11 protein-coding genes are annotated in these 17550 nt (G+C 65.7%); all 11 read right to left on the bottom strand.

Features of this window, described 5'->3' with window-relative positions:
• Positions 1–323 precede the first annotated feature (323 nt).
• The gene (locus tag HNS34_RS00175; RefSeq protein ID WP_172316810.1) at positions 324–1955 is read right to left on the bottom strand and encodes an alpha-D-glucose phosphate-specific phosphoglucomutase; all 1632 of its coding nucleotides are present in this window, start codon (positions 1953–1955) and stop codon (positions 324–326) included.
• Positions 1952–3880: a 4-alpha-glucanotransferase gene (gene malQ / locus HNS34_RS00170; RefSeq protein WP_172316808.1), complete on the bottom strand. Its 1929-nt coding sequence runs from the start codon at positions 3878–3880 to the stop codon at positions 1952–1954. The genes HNS34_RS00175 and malQ overlap by 4 nt, the downstream gene beginning before the upstream one ends.
• Entirely contained in the window at positions 3877–5946 is a 2070-nt protein-coding gene (gene glgX / locus HNS34_RS00165) for a glycogen debranching protein GlgX (RefSeq protein ID WP_172316806.1), read from the bottom strand. The genes malQ and glgX overlap by 4 nt, the downstream gene beginning before the upstream one ends.
• A 10-nt stretch (positions 5947–5956) precedes the next feature.
• Positions 5957–7387, bottom strand: coding sequence for a glycogen synthase GlgA (gene glgA / locus HNS34_RS00160; protein WP_172316804.1), 1431 nt, complete (start codon positions 7385–7387; stop codon positions 5957–5959).
• Position 7388: 1 nt separating this feature from the next.
• A complete protein-coding gene (gene glgC / locus HNS34_RS00155) occupies positions 7389–8648 on the bottom strand; it encodes a glucose-1-phosphate adenylyltransferase (RefSeq protein WP_172316802.1) in 1260 nt (419 codons plus the stop codon).
• Between the two features lie 29 nt (positions 8649–8677).
• Positions 8678–10876, bottom strand: a complete 2199-nt coding sequence (gene glgB, locus HNS34_RS00150; RefSeq protein ID WP_172316800.1) for a 1,4-alpha-glucan branching protein GlgB — start codon at positions 10874–10876, stop codon at positions 8678–8680.
• Between the two features lie 13 nt (positions 10877–10889).
• On the bottom strand, positions 10890–13286 hold the full coding sequence (locus HNS34_RS00145; RefSeq protein WP_214647400.1) for a glycogen/starch/alpha-glucan phosphorylase: 2397 nt from the start codon (positions 13284–13286) through the stop codon (positions 10890–10892).
• 191 nt (positions 13287–13477) lie between these two features.
• Positions 13478–14185 (bottom strand): ThuA domain-containing protein, encoded by a 708-nt coding sequence (locus tag HNS34_RS00140; RefSeq protein WP_172316798.1) that lies wholly within the window; start codon positions 14183–14185, stop codon positions 13478–13480.
• The gene (locus HNS34_RS00135; protein WP_172316796.1) at positions 14182–15045 is read right to left on the bottom strand and encodes an NAD(P)-dependent oxidoreductase; all 864 of its coding nucleotides are present in this window, start codon (positions 15043–15045) and stop codon (positions 14182–14184) included. Before HNS34_RS00135 ends, HNS34_RS00140 begins: the two co-directional genes overlap by 4 nt.
• A 1-nt stretch (position 15046) precedes the next feature.
• The gene (locus HNS34_RS00130; RefSeq protein WP_172316794.1) at positions 15047–16561 is read right to left on the bottom strand and encodes a sugar ABC transporter ATP-binding protein; all 1515 of its coding nucleotides are present in this window, start codon (positions 16559–16561) and stop codon (positions 15047–15049) included.
• Positions 16558–17550: an ABC transporter permease gene (locus HNS34_RS00125; protein WP_407925840.1), complete on the bottom strand. Its 993-nt coding sequence runs from the start codon at positions 17548–17550 to the stop codon at positions 16558–16560. The genes HNS34_RS00130 and HNS34_RS00125 overlap by 4 nt, the downstream gene beginning before the upstream one ends.

Below are 17550 nucleotides of genomic sequence, written 5' to 3'. Positions count from 1 at the left end.
GGCCGGAAAAAATCGGCCGAGGGTCTGAATCCGGTGCCCCCCGACCGAGGTCTGAACGGTATCAGACCGGGGTATGATGCAGGTCTAAGGTATTGAAAATAGATGAATTTATCATACGGGAATTCCGGGGCGCGGAGATTGCGGCACAACTGTGTTTCCGCAATGTTCCGGCCATGGCGCCGGGTTGTCAGCCATGGTGCATGGAGCGAGGGCCGTCAGAGTGCCGCGACTCGGCCATCAGGCAGGTGAAACGCCGCGCGGGACCACGCCGCGCACGCGCACGCCACATTTTTATCGGATGGAATCGTCGCGGAAGTGTCCGCTCAGGTCACCACATCGGGCTCCGTCCGACCGATGATCGCGCTCATGTCGCTGATCTCCTGCGCCGCCTCGCGCACCGGGGCCAGCGCCTCTTGCGGGTCCAGGTCGGTGCGGCCATCGGTGCCGGAATATTGCTCCAGGTAGAGGCGCAGGGTCGCCCCTTGCGTGCCAGTGCCCGACAGCCGGAACACGGCGCGCCCGCCGCCTTCAAAGGCGATGCGCAGGCCCTGCCCCTCGCTGAAAGACCCATCGACCGGATCGAGATAGGAGAACTCATCCGCCCCCGCGACCGTCAGGTCGGCAAAGCGCCTCGCCGCCAGCCCGTCCAGCCGGTCGCGCAGCCCGTCCATCAGGCGGGTGGCCTGATCGGTCGCGACATCCTCGTAATCGTAGCGCGAATAGTAGTCGCGCCCGAATTCCTGCCAGTGCCGCGTCACGATCTCGGCGACCGATTGCTTGCGCGCGGCCAGGATGTTCAGCCACAGCAGCACCGCCCACAGCCCGTCCTTCTCGCGCACATGGTCCGAGCCGGTGCCGGCGCTTTCCTCGCCGCAGATCGTGACCTTGCCCGCATCCAGCAGGTTGCCGAAGAACTTCCATCCCGTGGGCGTCTCATAGGCCGCAATGCCCAGTTTCGCGGCCACCCGGTCGGCGGCGGCACTGGTCGGCATGGAGCGCGCGATCCCCGCAAGGCCACCCGCATAGGCCGGGGCGAGATGCGCGTTGGCCGCCAGGATCGCCAGGCTGTCCGATGGCGTCACATAGGCCCCGCGCCCGACGATCATGTTGCGGTCGCCGTCCCCGTCCGAGGCCGCGCCCAGATCGGGGGCATCCGCGCCCATCATCAGGTCCATCAGCGGCTTGGCCCAGATCGGGTTGGGGTCGGGGTGGCCCTTGCCGAAATCCTCCAGCGGCGTCCCGTTCACGACGGTGCCAGTGGGCGCACCCAACGCGCCTTCCAGGATCGCCGTGGCATAGGGCCCGGTCACCGCGTGCATGGCGTCGAAACACATGGTGAAGCCGCCCGCGAACAGCGACCGGATGGCGTCGAAATCAAAGAGCCGCTGCATCAGCGCCTGGTAGCTTTCGACCGGATCGACAACGCGGATGCGCATGTCGTCCAGCGTGGTCTCGCCGATCCGGCCCAGGTCGATATCCCCGGCCTCGGCGATCCGGTATTCGGTGATGGTCGTCGTCGCCTCATACATGCGCGCGGTCAGCTTTTCGGGCGCGGGCCCGCCATTGGCGGCGTTGAACTTGACGCCGAAATCCTCGTCGATGCCGCCGGGATTATGGCTGGCCGACAGGATGAAGCCGCCATCGGTCTTGTTCTCGCGGATGAGGTTGGACGCGGCGGGGGTCGAGAGGATCCCGCCCTGCCCCACGATCACCTCGGCCACGCCATTGCCCGCCGCCATCTTGAGGATGGTCTGGATCGCGGCGCGGTTGAAGTAGCGCCCGTCGCCGCCCACCACCAGCCGCTTGCCCGCACCGCCGCCAATGGCGTCGATCGTCGCTTGGATGAAATTCTCCAGGTAGGGCGTCTGCATGAACACCTGCGTCTTCTTGCGCAGGCCGGATGTGCCGGGCTTCTGCCCGTCGATCGGGGTCGTGGGAATGGTCTTGATCGTCATCGGCTGGTCCCTCCTTGAGGTTGCGCGCGCCCGGCCCCGCGCATGATCGACGCGATGTCTCGCAATCGCGGGTCGCGGGCCAGGTCGTCCAGGTCCACATCGTATTTTCGACGCCAGTTCGGGTGCGCGTCAATCGTGCCGGGCAGGTTCTGCGCCTCGACCGCCTCCAGCACATCGTCAAGCTGCACCGCGACCAGGGCGGCGGGGGCGTGGGCCAGAAGCGCGTGGATGCTGGTGGCGAGGTCGCCCGCGTGCGGCATCCGGTCCAATTCGGCCTGCCTCTGGCGATTGATCTCGTCCGCCCGGTCCGCGTCGATCCATCCCAGGTCACGCCACCAGTCCACATCGCGCCCGCCTGCGTAGCCGCGCAGGGTCGGCGTGTCATGGGTGGCGAAACAGGCCAGCACTTCCGCCGCGCCATCGCCGGGGGTGCGGAAATTGCCCTCGTGGTCCTTCTCGTATTGCAGCACCGAATAGCCGTAGAACCCGTGCCCCCGCATGGTCTCGCGAAAGCCCTCGGGCACCAGCCCCAGATCCTCGCCGATGACGGCGCAGGCAAGGCGCGCGGCCTCGATCTTGATCACCGCCAGAAGCGCCTCGAAAGGTTGGCGGATATAGCCGCCGGGGCTGCCATCGTCGGGGATCCAGAAACTGCGGTTGAGGCCAAGGACATGGTCGATGCGGATCACCCCCGCATGGCGCATGGTCGCGGCCAGGATGCGGCGCAGGGGGGCATAGCGCCGCGCGCGCAATTTGCGGGGCGCGAAGGCCGCGAGGGACCAGTTCTGCCCCTCGGGGCTGAGGTGATCGGGCGGCGCACCGATCGAGACGCCCTGTGCGATGGCGTCACGCTCGCACCAGGCCTCGGCCCCGTCACGGCGCGGGCCCACGGCGAGGTCGAGGTAGAGGCCAAGGGGCATCCCGGCCGCTTTCGCGCGGGCCTGTGCCTCGGCCAACTGGCCGTCGGCGCGCCATTGCAGCCAGGCATGGAAGGTCTCGCGCGCAGGCTCCGGCGGGCCGGGATCATCCGGCCAGCGCGTCCAGTCGGGGCCATGGACCTCGCTCAGCGCCTCGAACCGGACAAAGCGGGCAAGATCCGCCCCGCCTGCCTGCCGGAAAGCGTCGAACCCGGAATCGCCCTGAAACACCGCGAACATGGCTTCCAGCGCGGCGGAATGGGCGGGCTTGTGGGCGGCGTAATCGACATGCTCGGCCGCGCGGATGGCCTGAAACCCATCCGCGCCGTTCAGCGCGATATGGCTGGTGTTGAGGTAACCCCGATGCGACGGCGAATAGGGGCTGATCGCGGTCCGGTCGGCGAACCCCATGCTGTGGATCGGGTTGATGCCGAGGAACCCGGCCCCCTGCCCGCCTGCGATCTCGGCCATGCGCGCGAGGTCGTCGAAATCGCCAAGCCCCGCATTTCTGTCCGACCGCAGCCCGTAGAGCGCGCAGTTGAGGCCCCAGAGGCGGGTTTGTCCGGTCAGGTCTTCTATCGACGGCAGGCGCGACGGCGCGGCCAGCACCGTCACCTCCTCGATCCGGCCTGAGGCCTCGGCGCGCAGGACGTATATATCGGGGGCCAACGACGGCAGGGTGATGTGATCGGCGGGCAGCCCCTCGGCCACCACCTCGTCATCCCCCGCGCGCAACGCCCATGTCGCGCCGAGGCCAAAGCCAAGATGTGCCTCCGCCCCCGCCTCGATGATCACCTCCTCGGGGAACCAGCGATCCTGGCCCGCTTGGCGCAGCGCTGCCAGGCTGTCGCGGATCGCGGCGGGCGAGGACACATCCACCCCATCCGCCGCCAAGAGCGCGCGTTGGGTCTCGGGCGAGGTGATCCGCTGCCCCCCGTGCAGGTCGTGATAGGCGGGCAGGATCCCGCACAGATCGGCCAGCGCGGCGAGGTCGGGGTCGGTGCTCATGGTGCTTTCGCCAGGATGAAGGCCACGACGCTGTCGCCCGCGACTTGCGCCGTATCGCGCGCGATCCGGGCGTCCTGCTCCAGCCGGTCGGTGTCCACCGCGCGGTGCCATGCGGACCCCTCGGGCGCGTCCGGCAGCATAACCTCGCCCGCTGCATCACCCCGGTTAAAGACCAGGAACGCGGCGCCCGCCTCCCCCTCGGGCGCATCCGCCGCGCCGCGCAGGATCAGGCACAGGTTGTCCAGCCCCGGATCGCGCCAGGGCAGCGGCCCGCCGTCGAAATCGCGCCATTCGACATCCGCCAGCCCATCTGCCCTGGTGTCGCCATGCAGGAACCGGGTCTGCCGAAGCACCGGGTTGGCGCGACGGAATGCGGACAGATGCGCGACGAAGCCCTGCAAGCCCCGGTCGGCGCGGTCCCAATCCAGCCAGCCGGTCTCGTTATCCTGGCAATAGGCGTTGTTGTTGCCGCCCTGGCTATTGCCGATTTCGTCGCCCGCCAGCAGCATCGGCGTGCCTTGCGACAGGAACAGCGTCGCCAGCAGATTGCGCTGACGCCGGGCGCGGCGGGCGATGATCTGCGGGTCACCGGTCTCACCCTCGACCCCGCAATTGTCGCTGTAATTGCTGTTATGCCCGTCGCGGTTCTTCTCGGTATTGGCCTCGTTATGGCGGCGGGAATAGCGCGTCAGGTCGGCCAACGTGAACCCGTCATGGGCCGAGACGAAATTCACCGAAGACGTTGCGCGCCGTCCGTCCCGGTCGAAGCGATCCGCCGATCCCAGAAGCCGCGCGGCGAGCTCCTGCGCGCTGTGCGGATCATTGCGCCAATAGCGCCGGACCGTATCGCGGTAGCTGTCGTTCCATTCCGCGAACTCATGCGGGAACTGGCCAAGCTGGTAGCCCCCCGGCCCGATATCCCAGGGCTCGGCGATCATCCGCACCTCGGCCAGCACCGGATCCTGGCGCAGCGCATCGAAGAACCCGCCGCGCGGGTCGAAGCCGTGATCCTCGCGCCCCATCGTGGTGGCAAGGTCGAAGCGGAAGCCATCGACGCCCATGCATTCCACCCAGAAGCGCAGGCTGTCCAGCACCATGCGAAGCACATAGGGGTGCGCGACATTCAGCGTGTTGCCGCAGCCGGTATCGTTGACGTAATGGCGCGGCTGCCCCGCCATGAGGCGATAGTAGGAGGCATTGTCGAGGCCCCGGTAACACAGCGTCGGCCCGAACTCGTCCCCTTCTGCGGTGTGGTTATAGACCACGTCGAGGATCACCTCGATGCCGGCTGCGTGAAACCGGTCGACCATACGGCGGAATCCGATCAGCCCCTCGGGTCCGAAATAGCGCGGCTCGGGCGCGAAGAAGCCGAGCGAGTTGTAGCCCCAGTAATTGCGCAGCCCCCGCTCGGTCAGGAAGCGGTCGTCGAGGAAAGAGTGAACCGGCAGAAGCTCCACCGCCCGCACGCCGAGCGCGCTCAGATGCTCCAGCATCTCCGCGCTGGCCAGCCCCTCATAGGTGCCGCGCAGGTCGCCCGCCACGCCCGGGTGCGTCTGCGTCAGACCCTTGGGATGCGCTTCATAGATCAGGTCGCGGTCGGAAGGTGTATGCCGCCCTGCCGCCAGCCCCTGGAAAAGCGCCGGGTCGGAGACGACGGATTTCGCGACGAAGGGCGCGGAGTTGCGCGGGTCGAAGGACAGATCGCCTTCGCCCTCGACAAATCCCGATGTCGCCGGGTCATTCGTCCAGGTGCCGCGCAATTCCCGCGTGTAGGGGTCCATCAGCAGCTTGTTGGCGTTGAACCTGTGGCCCCGCTCGGGCGCGTATGCCCCATGCGCGCGGTAGCCATAGACGGTGCCCACGGGCAGGCCCGCAAGATACCCGTGCCAGACCGGGCCGGTGCGTTCGGGCAGGACGATCCGCGCGCGTTCCTCCTTGCCGTCCTCGGAGAACAGGCACAGCTCCATCTTGTCGGCATGGGCCGAGAACACGGCGAAATTCACGCCTGCCCCATCGTGATGCGCGCCGAGCCGAGTCGGGCGTCCGCCTGTCAGTTGATAGCTCATGCCCCGGCCTCTACCCCATCGCCGCGCGGTAGACATCCAGATACTCCGCCGCCGAACGGTCCCACCCGACCGGGTGGCGCATCGCGCGGCGCATCATGCCCTGCCAAACCTTCCGCTCCCGATAGAGGGCACAGGTCCGGCCGATCGCATGGCCAAGCATCGTGGCGCTTCCCGGCGGGAACTGGACCCCGGTGGCGCAGCCCGCCTGCAATCCGGCGTCATTGGCGTCGATCACCGTGTCGGCCAGCCCGCCCGTCCGCGCCACCACCGGCAGGGTACCGTAGCGCAGCCCGTAAAGCTGGGTCAGGCCGCAAGGCTCGAACCGCGAGGGGATCAAGATCGCGTCGCTGCCGCCCTGCATGAGGTGCGAGAGCGCCTCGTCATAGCCGATGATCGTCCCGACCGAGCCCTTGAACCGGCTGGCCGCGCCGACAAATCCGCGCTCCAGCCCCGGCTCACCACTGCCCAGAAGCGCCAGCTTCGCGCCCTGCCCGACCAGCCCCGGAAGACAGTCCAGCAACAGGTCCAGCCCCTTTTGTGCCGTCAACCGGCTGATGACGCAGAAAAGCGGGCCGCGGCCTTCGGTCAGGTCAAAGCGCCGCATCACCTCGGCCCGGTTCCGCGCCTTGCCCTTGAGGCTGCGGGTGGAATAGGGCGCGATCAGGTCGGGGTCGGTGTCGGGGCTCCAGGCGTCGAGGTCGATGCCGTTGAGGATGCCCGTGAGATCGCCCGCCCGCGCGCGCAGGATGCCATCCATGCCCATGCCGAACTCGGGCGTCATCAGCTCGGCGGCATAGGTCGGGCTGACCGTCGTGATCCGATCCGACAATTGCAGCGCCGCTTTCAGAAAGCTGATCTGCCCGTAATATTCGATGCCCTCTTGCGTGAAGAGCGCCGATTTCAGCCGCAGCGCATCCAGCCGGTCGGCCCCGAACACGCCCTGAAAGGCGATGTTGTGGATCGTCGTGACCACCGGCGTCCTGTCGCCCGCCTGCCGCAGATAGGCCGGGACCAGCCCCGCCTGCCAATCGTGGGCGTGGATCAGATCGGGCTGCCAGCCATCCAAGCCTTGCTGCGCGACCTGCGCGCCCGCAAAAGAGAGCGCGCCAAAGCGCAGGTCATTGTCGGGCCAGTCCTTGCCATCGGGGCCCAGGTAGATATTGCCGGGCCGGTCAAAGAGGTGCGGCGCGTCCAGAAGCAGCAGGTCCAGCCCCTCGGCCTTTACCGCCACGATGCGCCCCGCGCCGCCGAAGAAATCGTCGAAGCGCATCACCGGTGTGCCCTTCGCCACCAGCCGCGCCAGCGCCGGGTAGGCCGGGATCAGCACCCGCACCTCCGCGCCCACGCCCGCCAGCGCCTTGGGCACCGCGCCGATCACATCGGCCAGCCCGCCGGTCTTGACGAAAGGCGCGCATTCGGACGCGACGAAGAGGAGCCGCATCTCAGCCCTCCAGCCGGTCGATCATCGGTTGCGTGATCAGGCAGATGCCGTTTCCGGTGCGGCGGAAGCGGCGCGCATCCTCCTCGGCATCCTGGCCCACGACGAGGCCCTCGGGGATGACGACGCCCCGGTCGATCACGACGTTTTTCAGATGCGCGTTGCGCTTGATCTCGGCATAGGGCATGGCGACCACCGCCTCCAGTTCCGAATAGGAATGGGTGCGCACGCCGGTAAACAGCAGGCAGCGATCCAGCCGTGAGCCGGAAATGATGCAGCCCCCCGACACCATCGAGGAGACCGCGTGGCCGCGCCGCCCCTCCTCGTCATGGATGAATTTCGCGGGCGCGGTCAGTTCCGAATAGGTCCAGATCGGCCATTCATTGTCGTATAGGTCCAGTTCCGGCCTGAAATCGGTCAGATCGACATTGGCCTGCCAAAAGGCGTCGATGGTGCCGACATCGCGCCAGTAGGGTTTTTCCTCCAACCCGCTGCGCACGCAGGAGCGGCTGAACGGATGCGCGATGGCCTTGCCCGACTTGACGATCCCCGGAATGATGTCGCCGCCGAAATCGTGGTTCGACCCCGGATCCTGCGCGTCCCTTTCCAGCAGGTCGCAGAGGTATTCGGTCTCGAACACGTAGATCCCCATGCTGGCCAGCGCCATATCCGGGTGCCCCGGCATCGCGGGCGGGTCGGCGGGCTTTTCCACGAAGGCATGGATGCGGTCGCTGTCATCCACATCCATCACGCCGAACCCCGTCGCCTCCATGCGCGGCACCTCGATGCAGCCCACGGTCACATCCGCGCCGCTGTCGACGTGATGCTTCAGCATCTTGGCGTAGTCCTGCTTGTAGATGTGATCGCCCGCCAGGATGATGATGTATTTCGGCCCGTAGCCGCGGATGATCTCGATATTCTGGGTCACGGCATCGGCGGTGCCCTTGTACCAGTTCTCGTTGTTCATCTGCTGCGAGGCGGGCAGGATATCCAGCGATTCATTGCGCTCGGCCCGGAAGAAACTCCAGCCGCGTTGCAGGTGGCGAATGAGGGAATGAGCCTTGTATTGCGTCGCCACCCCGATGCGGCGGATGCCCGAATTGACGGCGTTCGAGAGGGCAAAGTCGATGATCCGGCTCTTGCCGCCGAAATACATCGCCGGTTTGGCGCGCCTGTCGGTCAACTCGTAAAGCCTGCTGCCGCGCCCGCCTGCCAGAACGAAGGCCATGCTCTGCTGCGCCAGCCTGTGCGGTTCCGTATCCATTGCCGTCTCCCTCCCCTGTTGATTGTCTGTCAGCCCTGATCCAGTTCGAAAAAGAGCGTCGAAAGCGGCGGAATCGTCAGCGCGATGGATTGCGCCCGCCCCGAGGCCGCGATGGGTTCGCTCTCGACCCCGCCCAGATTGCCACGATCGCCGCCACCATAGCACGCGGCGTCTGTGTTCAGCCGCTCGATCCAGCGGCCCGCCTGCGGCACGCCGATGCGACGGGCCGAGCGTTCCACCGGCGTGAAGTTGCACACCACCAGAACCGGGGCCGCGCCGTCCTGCCCCTTGCGCAGCCAGGCATAGAGCGATTCCTCCGCCGCGCCCTCCTCGATCCATTCGAAGCCCTCGGGCTTGCAATCGAGCTGATGGAGCGCGGGCGTATCCCGGTAGAGCCTGTTCAGATCACGCACCAGCCGCTGTACGCCCTCATGCCGCGGCTGGTCCAGCAAATGCCAATCGAGGCTGGAATCATGGTTCCACTCACGCGCTTGCGCAAACTCGCAGCCCATGAAAAGCAGCTTCTTGCCCGGATGGCCCCACATGAAACCGTAATAGGCGCGCAGGTTGCCGAAGGCGTCCGACCCGCCCATCTTGGCCAGCATCGCGCCCTTGCCATGGACCACTTCGTCATGGCTGATCGGCAGCACGAAGTTTTCCGAGAACGCGTAATGCAGGCCGAAAGTCATCTTGTGGTGGTGGTATTTGCGGTGAACCGGATCCTCTTGCATGTAGGAGAGCGTGTCGTTCATCCAGCCCATGTTCCACTTGAACCCGAACCCCAAGCCGCCTGTGTCCGCCGGGCCGCTGACCTGCGGGAAGGCGGTGGATTCCTCGGCCACCGTCATGATGCCCGGAGATTCGCCATAGGCCACCGTGTTGGTGCGCTGCAGGAAGCTGATGGCCTCAAGGTTCTCGCGCCCGCCATGGATGTTGGGCACCCATTCGCCCGATTTGCGCGAATAATCGCGGTAGAGCATCGAGGCGACCGCATCGACGCGCAGCCCGTCGATGTGATGTTCCTTCAGCCAGTAAAGCGCATTGGCCAGCAGGAAGTTGGACACCTCGGCCCGCCCGTAATTATAGACCAGCGTGTTCCAGTCCGGGTGAAACCCCTCGCGCCGGTCGGCATGTTCGTATAGCGCGGTGCCGTCGAAGCGGCCGAGCCCATGCGCGTCGTCGGGGAAATGCCCCGGCACCCAATCCAGGATCAGGCCCAGACCGGCCCCGTGGCAGGCATCGACGAAGGCGCGAAACTCCTGCAAGGTGCCATGCCGGATGGTCGGCGCGTAGAGGCCCACGGGCTGATAGCCCCACGAGCCGTCAAAGGGAAACTCGGACACCGGCATCAGCTCGATATGGGTGAAGCCCATATCCTTGGCATAGCCCACCAGTTGCCGCGCGTGTTCGTGATAGGAGAGCGGCCTGTTGCCCTCTTCGGTCACGCGCCGCCACGATCCCAGATGCACCTCGTAGATGGAGATCGGGCGGTCGATGCGCTGCGCCCCGGCGCGCGTGGTCATCCAGTCGGCGTCCGACCAGTCATACCCCTCAAGCCGCCGCACGACCGAGGCCGTGGCGGGTGGATGCTCGGCCCCGAAGCCGAACGGGTCGGCCTTTTGCGGCAGCAATCGCCCGACCGCGTCCAGAAGCTCATACTTGTAAGGCTCGCCTTCGCCCAAACCGGGAATGAAAATCTCCCACACGCCGGTCTGGCCGCGCCTGCGCATCAGGGTACGCCGACCGTCCCAGGCGTTGAAATCGCCCACCAGCGAGACCCGCCGCGCATTGGGCGCCCAGACCGCGAAATGGGTGCCCTCCACGCCCTCATGCGTGATCACATGCGCCCCGAGCATCCGCCACAGGTTCAGATGCGCGCCTTCGGAGAACAGGTGCTCATCCAGCGGGCCCAGGACGGGGCCAAAGCGATAGGGGTCATCGACCTCCCAGGTATCGGCGCCCCTGCTGATCCGCAGCCGGTAGGCAAAGGCCCGCTTGCGCCGCGTGGCGATGCCCGCGAACAGGCCCCGCGCATCGGCCACGGGGGCAAGCGACAGAACCTTGCGGCCCGATTTCGCGTCCAGGACGTCAATCGCGTCAGCCTCGGGGTGGAAGGCGCGGATCGAGGGATGGCCGTCCAGCATATGCTGGCCGAGCACGGCGAAGGGATCGGCATGGGTTGCCGCAACGATCTGCCCGGCATCCTCTGCGCTGATCACGTCTGCCATCGCGTCCCCTTTCCTAATGCGCCACGGATGTCGCGCCCCAGATGTCGCGCGCATAGCCCCGGATCGTGCGGTCGGACGAGAACCAGCCCATCCCGGCGGTGTTCGCCGCCGCCATCCTGGTCCAGCGGGCGCGGTCCCTGTAGACCGTATCGACCTCACGCTGTGTGTCAAAATAGGCGTCGAAATCGCAACTCACGAGGAAATAATCATGTTCCCAGAGATTGTGCAGGATATCCCCGTAGCGATGCGTGTCCCCGCCCGAGAACACGCCCTCCGCGATCTGGCCCAACACGCGCATCAGGCGCGGGCTGGCCTCGATGGCCTCGCGGGCATAGCCGGGCTGCGCGCGGCGCGCGCGCACGTCTTCCGCCGTCAGACCGAAGAGGAAGAAGTTTTCCGGCCCGACATGGTCGCGAATCTCCACATTGGCCCCGTCGAGCGTGCCGATGGTCGGGCTGCCGTTGAGCGAAAGCTTCATGTTGCCGGTGCCCGACGCTTCCTTGCCTGCCGTCGAAATCTGCTCTGACAGGTCCGATGCCGGGATCAGGATCTCGGCCATCGAGACGTTGTAGTTCTCGGGGAAGACCACCTGCAACAACTCGCGCGTCACCGGGTCAGTGTTGATCGTCGCGGCCACGTCATTGATCAGCCGGATGATGGATTTCGCCAGCGCGTAGCCCGGTGCCGCCTTGCCGCCGAAGATCTTGACGCGCGGGGTCCAGTCCCCGTTCGGATTGTCGCGGATCTCGTTCCAGAGCGCGATGGTCTCCAGGATATTCATGTGCTGGCGCTTGTATTCATGGATGCGCTTGATCTGGATGTCGAACATCGCGGCGGGGTCCAGAACGGTGCCGTGCCGGTCCTTGAGCCACGCCGCCAGCCGCGCCTTGTTCGCGGCCTTGGCGGCATCGAACCGGTCGAGGAACCCGGTATCGTCCAGATGCGGCTTCAGCTCCTGCAAGCGCTCCAGATCGTCCTGCCAGCCGCTGCCGATGGTGTCGGTGATCAACGCCCGCAGGGCCGGGTTGCACGACTGCAGCCAGCGGCGCGGCGTGATGCCGTTGGTCTGGTTGATGATCCGGCCCGGATAGGCGGCGTCGAGATCGGCGAACACCGTCTGCTTCACCAGGTCGGAATGCAGCGCCGAGACGCCGTTGACCTTATGCGCCATGATGAAGGCCAGTTCGCCCATGTTAACATTGCCATGGTCGAGGATGCGAATGTCACTGCCGGTTTCCGCCAGATGCCGGTTCTGGATCTCGATGATGATCTGGTGATGACGCGGCAGGATGCGCTGAAAGAGGCCCTCGGGCCAGCGCTCCAGCGCTTCGGGCAACAGCGTGTGATTGGTGTAACCCAGGCAGGCGCGCGCCGTATCAATCGCCGCGCCCATCTCGACCCCGTGATGATCGACCAGCAGCCGCACAAGCTCCGGCCCGGCAATCGCGGGATGCGTGTCATTCAATTGGATCGCCACCAGCGACGCCAGGTCGTCCAGCCTGTGCCCTTCGGACAGGAAGCGGCGGATGAGGTCCTTGATCGAGGCGGCGGTAAAGAAATACTCCTGCTTCAGGCGCAGTTCCTTGCCTTCCTCGGTGGTGTCGTCGGGGTAGAGGACGCGGGAGATCGTCCGCGCCAGCCGCTCGGGCGCGTTGGCCGCGACGTAGTCGCCCCGGTTGAAACTCTCCAGATCAAACAGCTTGATGGGCTTCGCCGCCCACAGCCTGAGCGTATTGGCCCACCGCCCCTGCCAGCCTACCACCGGCGTGTCATAGGCCGAGGCCAGCACGGTCTCCGCCGGGTGCCAGACCGCGCGCCCGTCTTCATCGGCCACATGGCCGCCGAAATGGATCTTGTAGGCCACCTCGGGCCGCTCGAACTCCCAGGCGTGGCGCTGCGCCAGCCAGCCCTCGGCGGTCTCGACCTGCTGGCCGTTCTCGAAATGCTGCTCGAAAAGGCCGTGTTCATAGCGGATACCATAGCCATAGGCCGGAATCGCCAGCGTCGACAGGCTGTCCATGAAACAGGCCGCCAGGCGCCCCAGCCCGCCATTGCCAAGGGCGGCGTCGGGTTCATCGGCCATGACGCTTGCGTAATCCTGCCCCAGATCGGCCAGCGCCTCGCGCACCACGCCCTCAAGGTCCAGGTTGATCGTCACATCCTCGATCAGCCGCCCGATCAGGAACTCCATCGACAGGTAATAGACCCGCTTGTGCTGCCCCTCATAGGTGGCGCGGGTCGAGGCGAACCATGGGGCCACCACCCGGTCGCGCAGGGCCAGCGACAGCGACATGCGCCAGTCATAGAGGCTGGCATGGGCCGCGTCCTTGCCAAGCGACAGGTTCAGGTGGCGGGAAATCTCACCTGCCAGTTGCGTGGCGGTGATATGGGTGTCGTTCGGTTTCAGCATCGCGCGGTCTCGTAGCATGTTGGGCAGGGCAACCGGTGCGGTCACCTCGCGGGTCAGGGCACCCGTTCCGACCTTGATACAGAACTCGGACAAGAAATGTTAGCGCTAAACTAACATATTCCGCAGGGCGCGCGTCGAAAGACCCTACAGCACGTTGCGGCCAGGTTGAATGGGATTATCTCGGAACGGGCCTAGCCCTCGCGCGTCGCGGCCCAGACCATGCCACGGCGCAGGATCTCGGTGACCTGGCTGGTCTTGAGGTCGTCCAGCTCATGTCCGATGGAGCAATAGAAAACCCGGCCCTTGTCCCATCGGCGCTTCCAGACGACGGGGATGACGGTACCCTCGATCCACCACAGGTGATCGCCCGAGAAGGTGGTCGTCGCCAGCACCTCGTTCGAGGGGTCGACCAGCATGTAATATTGCTCGGATCGCAGGCGGAAACTGCCGATGCCTTGCATGATCGGATCGGCGGGGCGGGTGACGGTCACGTCATAGTCGATGTAATCCTCGCGCGGTTGCAGATTGTCGGGCCAGCCGGGGGGATGCGCCACGAACTGCCCGCCGATGAGGAAGTGATAGGTCGGCCGGTCGCGGAAGGCGTCACCCATATGGCCGTGCCAGCCGGCAATCCCGCGCCCCTCGCCGATCAGTTGCAGCAGGCCGTCCTCCTGCGGCTTGGTCATGTTGCCGAACTCTTCCTGGTGGCCCGACCGCGCCGAGGACCAGATCGGCACGATCAGGTCGACATCTTGCAGTTTCCCGGGCGTGGCCAGCGGCTCCAGCGTGTCGTGGATATCGACCTCGAAGCCGTTGTCGCGTAGCAGAGCGGCGCACCAATCGCTGAACTCGGTGGGCGTGTGCCCCTCCCAACCGCCGACGAAAAGGGCTGCTTTCATTGTCTTTGCTCCCGCATGTAGCTGAGGATCGCGGCCATGTCGCGGGCGGCGAAACCCTGCTCGATGGCCTGTTCCAGGATGGCTTGCGTGACCTGCGATTGCGGCAGGGCCACGCCAAGCCCGCGTGCCAGGTCGCCCGCGACGCGCAGGTCTTTCTCCGCCAATGCGACGGTGAAGGTCACGTCATGGCCCGCCTCGTCCAGGTAGAGCGGCCTGCGATATGTCAGCATCGGCGCGGCGGCGGCGCTGGCCTCGATCACGTCGAAGGCGGCGTCAGGCGCGATGCCTGCCGCCTCGGCCAATGTCATCGCCTCGGCCAGGGTCTGGTTCAAACCGTGGATCAGCATGTTGACCGCCAGTTTCATCACCGCGCCCGCACCGGGTTTGCCCAGGCAGATGGTCTTCTTGCCCATCGCGTCGAAAAGCGGCTGCAGTTCGGCCAGCGTGGCGGCGTCACAGCCCGCCATGATCAGCAATTGCGCCTCAGTGGCGGCCTGTGTCGCGCCCGAGACCGGCGCATCAATCACGCGTTTATCCGTCGCCGCTGCCAATGCCCGCAGATGATCGGGTCCAAGCGTCCCCATCTCGACGAAGACCTGCGCGCGCCGGCCCGCGAACAGGCCCTCCGGCCCCAGATGCACCACCTGCGATGACGCATCGTCGGCCAACATTGTCACCACGACATCCACCGCATCGGCCAGCGTCTTGGGGGTCCGCGCCATATCGGTCCGATGCGCGGCGGCGAAGCCTTCCGCCTTTTCCGCGCTGCGGTTCCACACCGTAACATCGTGGCCCGCCGCGACGAGGTTTTCCGCCATGCGCACGCCCATGCGCCCCAGCCCTGCAAAGCCCACGCGCATGTCAGGCCACCTTGCCGTTTTCGATCCCCGATATGGCCTGGATCAGGCTGTCCTCGGTCACCTCCTCGGCGTCGAAAATGCGCATGACGCGGCCCTGGTACATGGCGACGATGCGGTCCGACACATGCAGCACCTCGGGCATTTCCGACGAGATCACGATCACCGCAAAGCCCCGCGCCGCCAGATCGCGCAAGAGGTTGTGGATCTCGGATTTTGAGCCCACGTCGATACCGCGCGTCGGTTCATCCACGATCAGTACCTCGGGCCGCATCGCCAGCCATTTGCCGATCACGATCTTCTGCTGGTTGCCGCCCGACAGGTTGCCGACCGCGCTGCGCCAGCTTGGCGTCTTGATCTCCAGCCGGTCGCGATACTGGTCGAAAATCGCCACCTCGGCCCCGTCCGAGACGAAGGGCCCCGCCACAAGGTCGCTGACCTGCGGCAAGGTGATGTTGTCGCGGCAGTTCATGCCAAGCACCAACCCCTGTTCCTTGCGGCTTTCGGGCACCAGCGAGATGCCGTGCCGGATCGCCTCGATGGGCGAATGGATGCGCAACTCCTCATCCTTGAGGAAGATCTTGCCGGCCGAGGGCGTGCGCAGGCCGAACAGAGTCTCGGCGATCTCGGTCCGGCCCGCGCCGACAAGGCCGTAGAACCCCACCACCTCGCCCTGGCGCACGTCAAAGCTGATATCCTGGAACAGGCTGCCGCAGGACAGCCCCTCGACCCGAAGCGCGGTCTTGCCGACCTCGCCGCGCGCGGTGCGGCGGCTGAGGTCCAGGCTGCGCCCGATCATCATCTGGGTGATCTCGTCCTCGTTCGTCTCGGACGTGACCAGCGTGCCGCGATATTCCCCGTCGCGCAGGACCGAGATGCGGTCGGTGATCTTGAATATCTCCTCCATCCGGTGCGAGATGTAGACGATGCCGACGCCTTCCGCCTGAAGCCCCGCGATGACCTCGAAGAGCACGACTTTTTCCGCATCGGTCAAGGATGCGGTGGGTTCGTCGAAGATCACCACCTTGGCGTCAACGGTCAGCGCGCGGGCGATCTCGACCATCTGCTGATTGGCAATCGACAGGTCGCCGACGCGGGTGCGGGCGGTGAAACCGACCTTGAGACGCTTGAGGATCTCGTCGGTATTCGCATAGAGCGTCGCCCAATCGACGCGGCCAAGGCTCTTGCGCGGCAACTCGCCCAGGTAGACGTTTTCGGCCACCGACAGTTCTTCGGCCAGGCTCAGTTCCTGGTGGATGAACATGACCCCGCGCGCCTTGGCATGGAGCGGCGTTGTCATGACGGCTTCGGCCTCCTCGACGAAAATGCGGCCCTCGTCGGGTTGGTGGATGCCGCCCAGAACCTTCATCAGGGTGGATTTCCCGGCGCCGTTCTCGCCCATCAGGGCGTGGACCTCACCGGGGAAGACCTCGAAGCTGACATCGTCCAGCGCCCGGACGCCGGGGAAGGTCTTGACGATGTTTTCCAGCCGCAGGGCGGGTTTTCGATCCGTGTTCATACCTTCAACTCCTCCTGGCCCTTGCGATTGAGCTGGCGATCAAGGAACAGCACCGCGATCAGGATGGACCCGATCACAAGGTTGACGGTCTCGGTATCGGCCCCGATATGGCCCAGGCCCTTGCGCAGAAGCTGGATCGCGATGACGCCGCCGAAGGTGCCGATGATCGAGCCCGAGCCCCCCGTCAGCTTGGTGCCGCCAAGCACCACGGCGGTGATGGCCCACAGCTCGAACAGCATCCCGTCATTGGGGTTCACCGAGCCGCTGGCCGAATAGAAGGCCACGGCGGACAGGGCTGCCAGCGTGCCGATGATGACGAAATTGATCAGCATATGCGGCCCGACGCGCAGGCCCGCATTGACCGCCGCCTCGCGGTTGTTGCCGATGGCATAGGCATTGCGGCCATGCACCGTGCGCGTCATGATCAGCCAGGCGACGACCACGACCGCGATCAGGACCAGCGCCGGTGTCTCGACTCCGAGCGCGTCCCATTCCGCGATATCGACCATGGTCCAGTTCAGGTGAAAGGTCGGGTTCTCGCCGTTATACATGAAGACCAGCCCGCGAAACCCGAGCATCGAACCAAGCGTGACGATGAAGGCATCGACCCCGGTTTTCCACACGATGATCCCGTTGATGAAGCCAAGCACCGCACCGGTCAGCAGCGCCAGCAGCCAGGCCACCGGAATGGCCCAATCCCCCAGCCCCGCCATGATCGGCCAGTTCATCGAATCCAGCATCACCACGGCGGACAGCGCGAAGGTCGCGCCGACGCTGAGGTCGATATTGCCGTTGATCATGATAATCGTCATGCCGACCGCGATGATCCCGATGGGGGCCGATTGCTTGAGAAGCAGCAGCATGTTGTCGAAATCCATGAAGGCGCTTTCCGACAGCGACCAGAAGGATCCCGCGACCGAGAAGAAGACCAGCTCCAGCACGATGAAGCCCCAGATCGCGCCGCCCTTGATCAGGTCCGTTGTGTTCAT

It is taken from the genome of Alterinioella nitratireducens (assembly GCF_013155465.1).
Taxonomy (GTDB): domain Bacteria; phylum Pseudomonadota; class Alphaproteobacteria; order Rhodobacterales; family Rhodobacteraceae; genus Alterinioella; species Alterinioella nitratireducens.
Note: the sequence above shows the minus strand (reverse complement) of the source record. Positions and strands in the feature narration are given on the sequence as shown.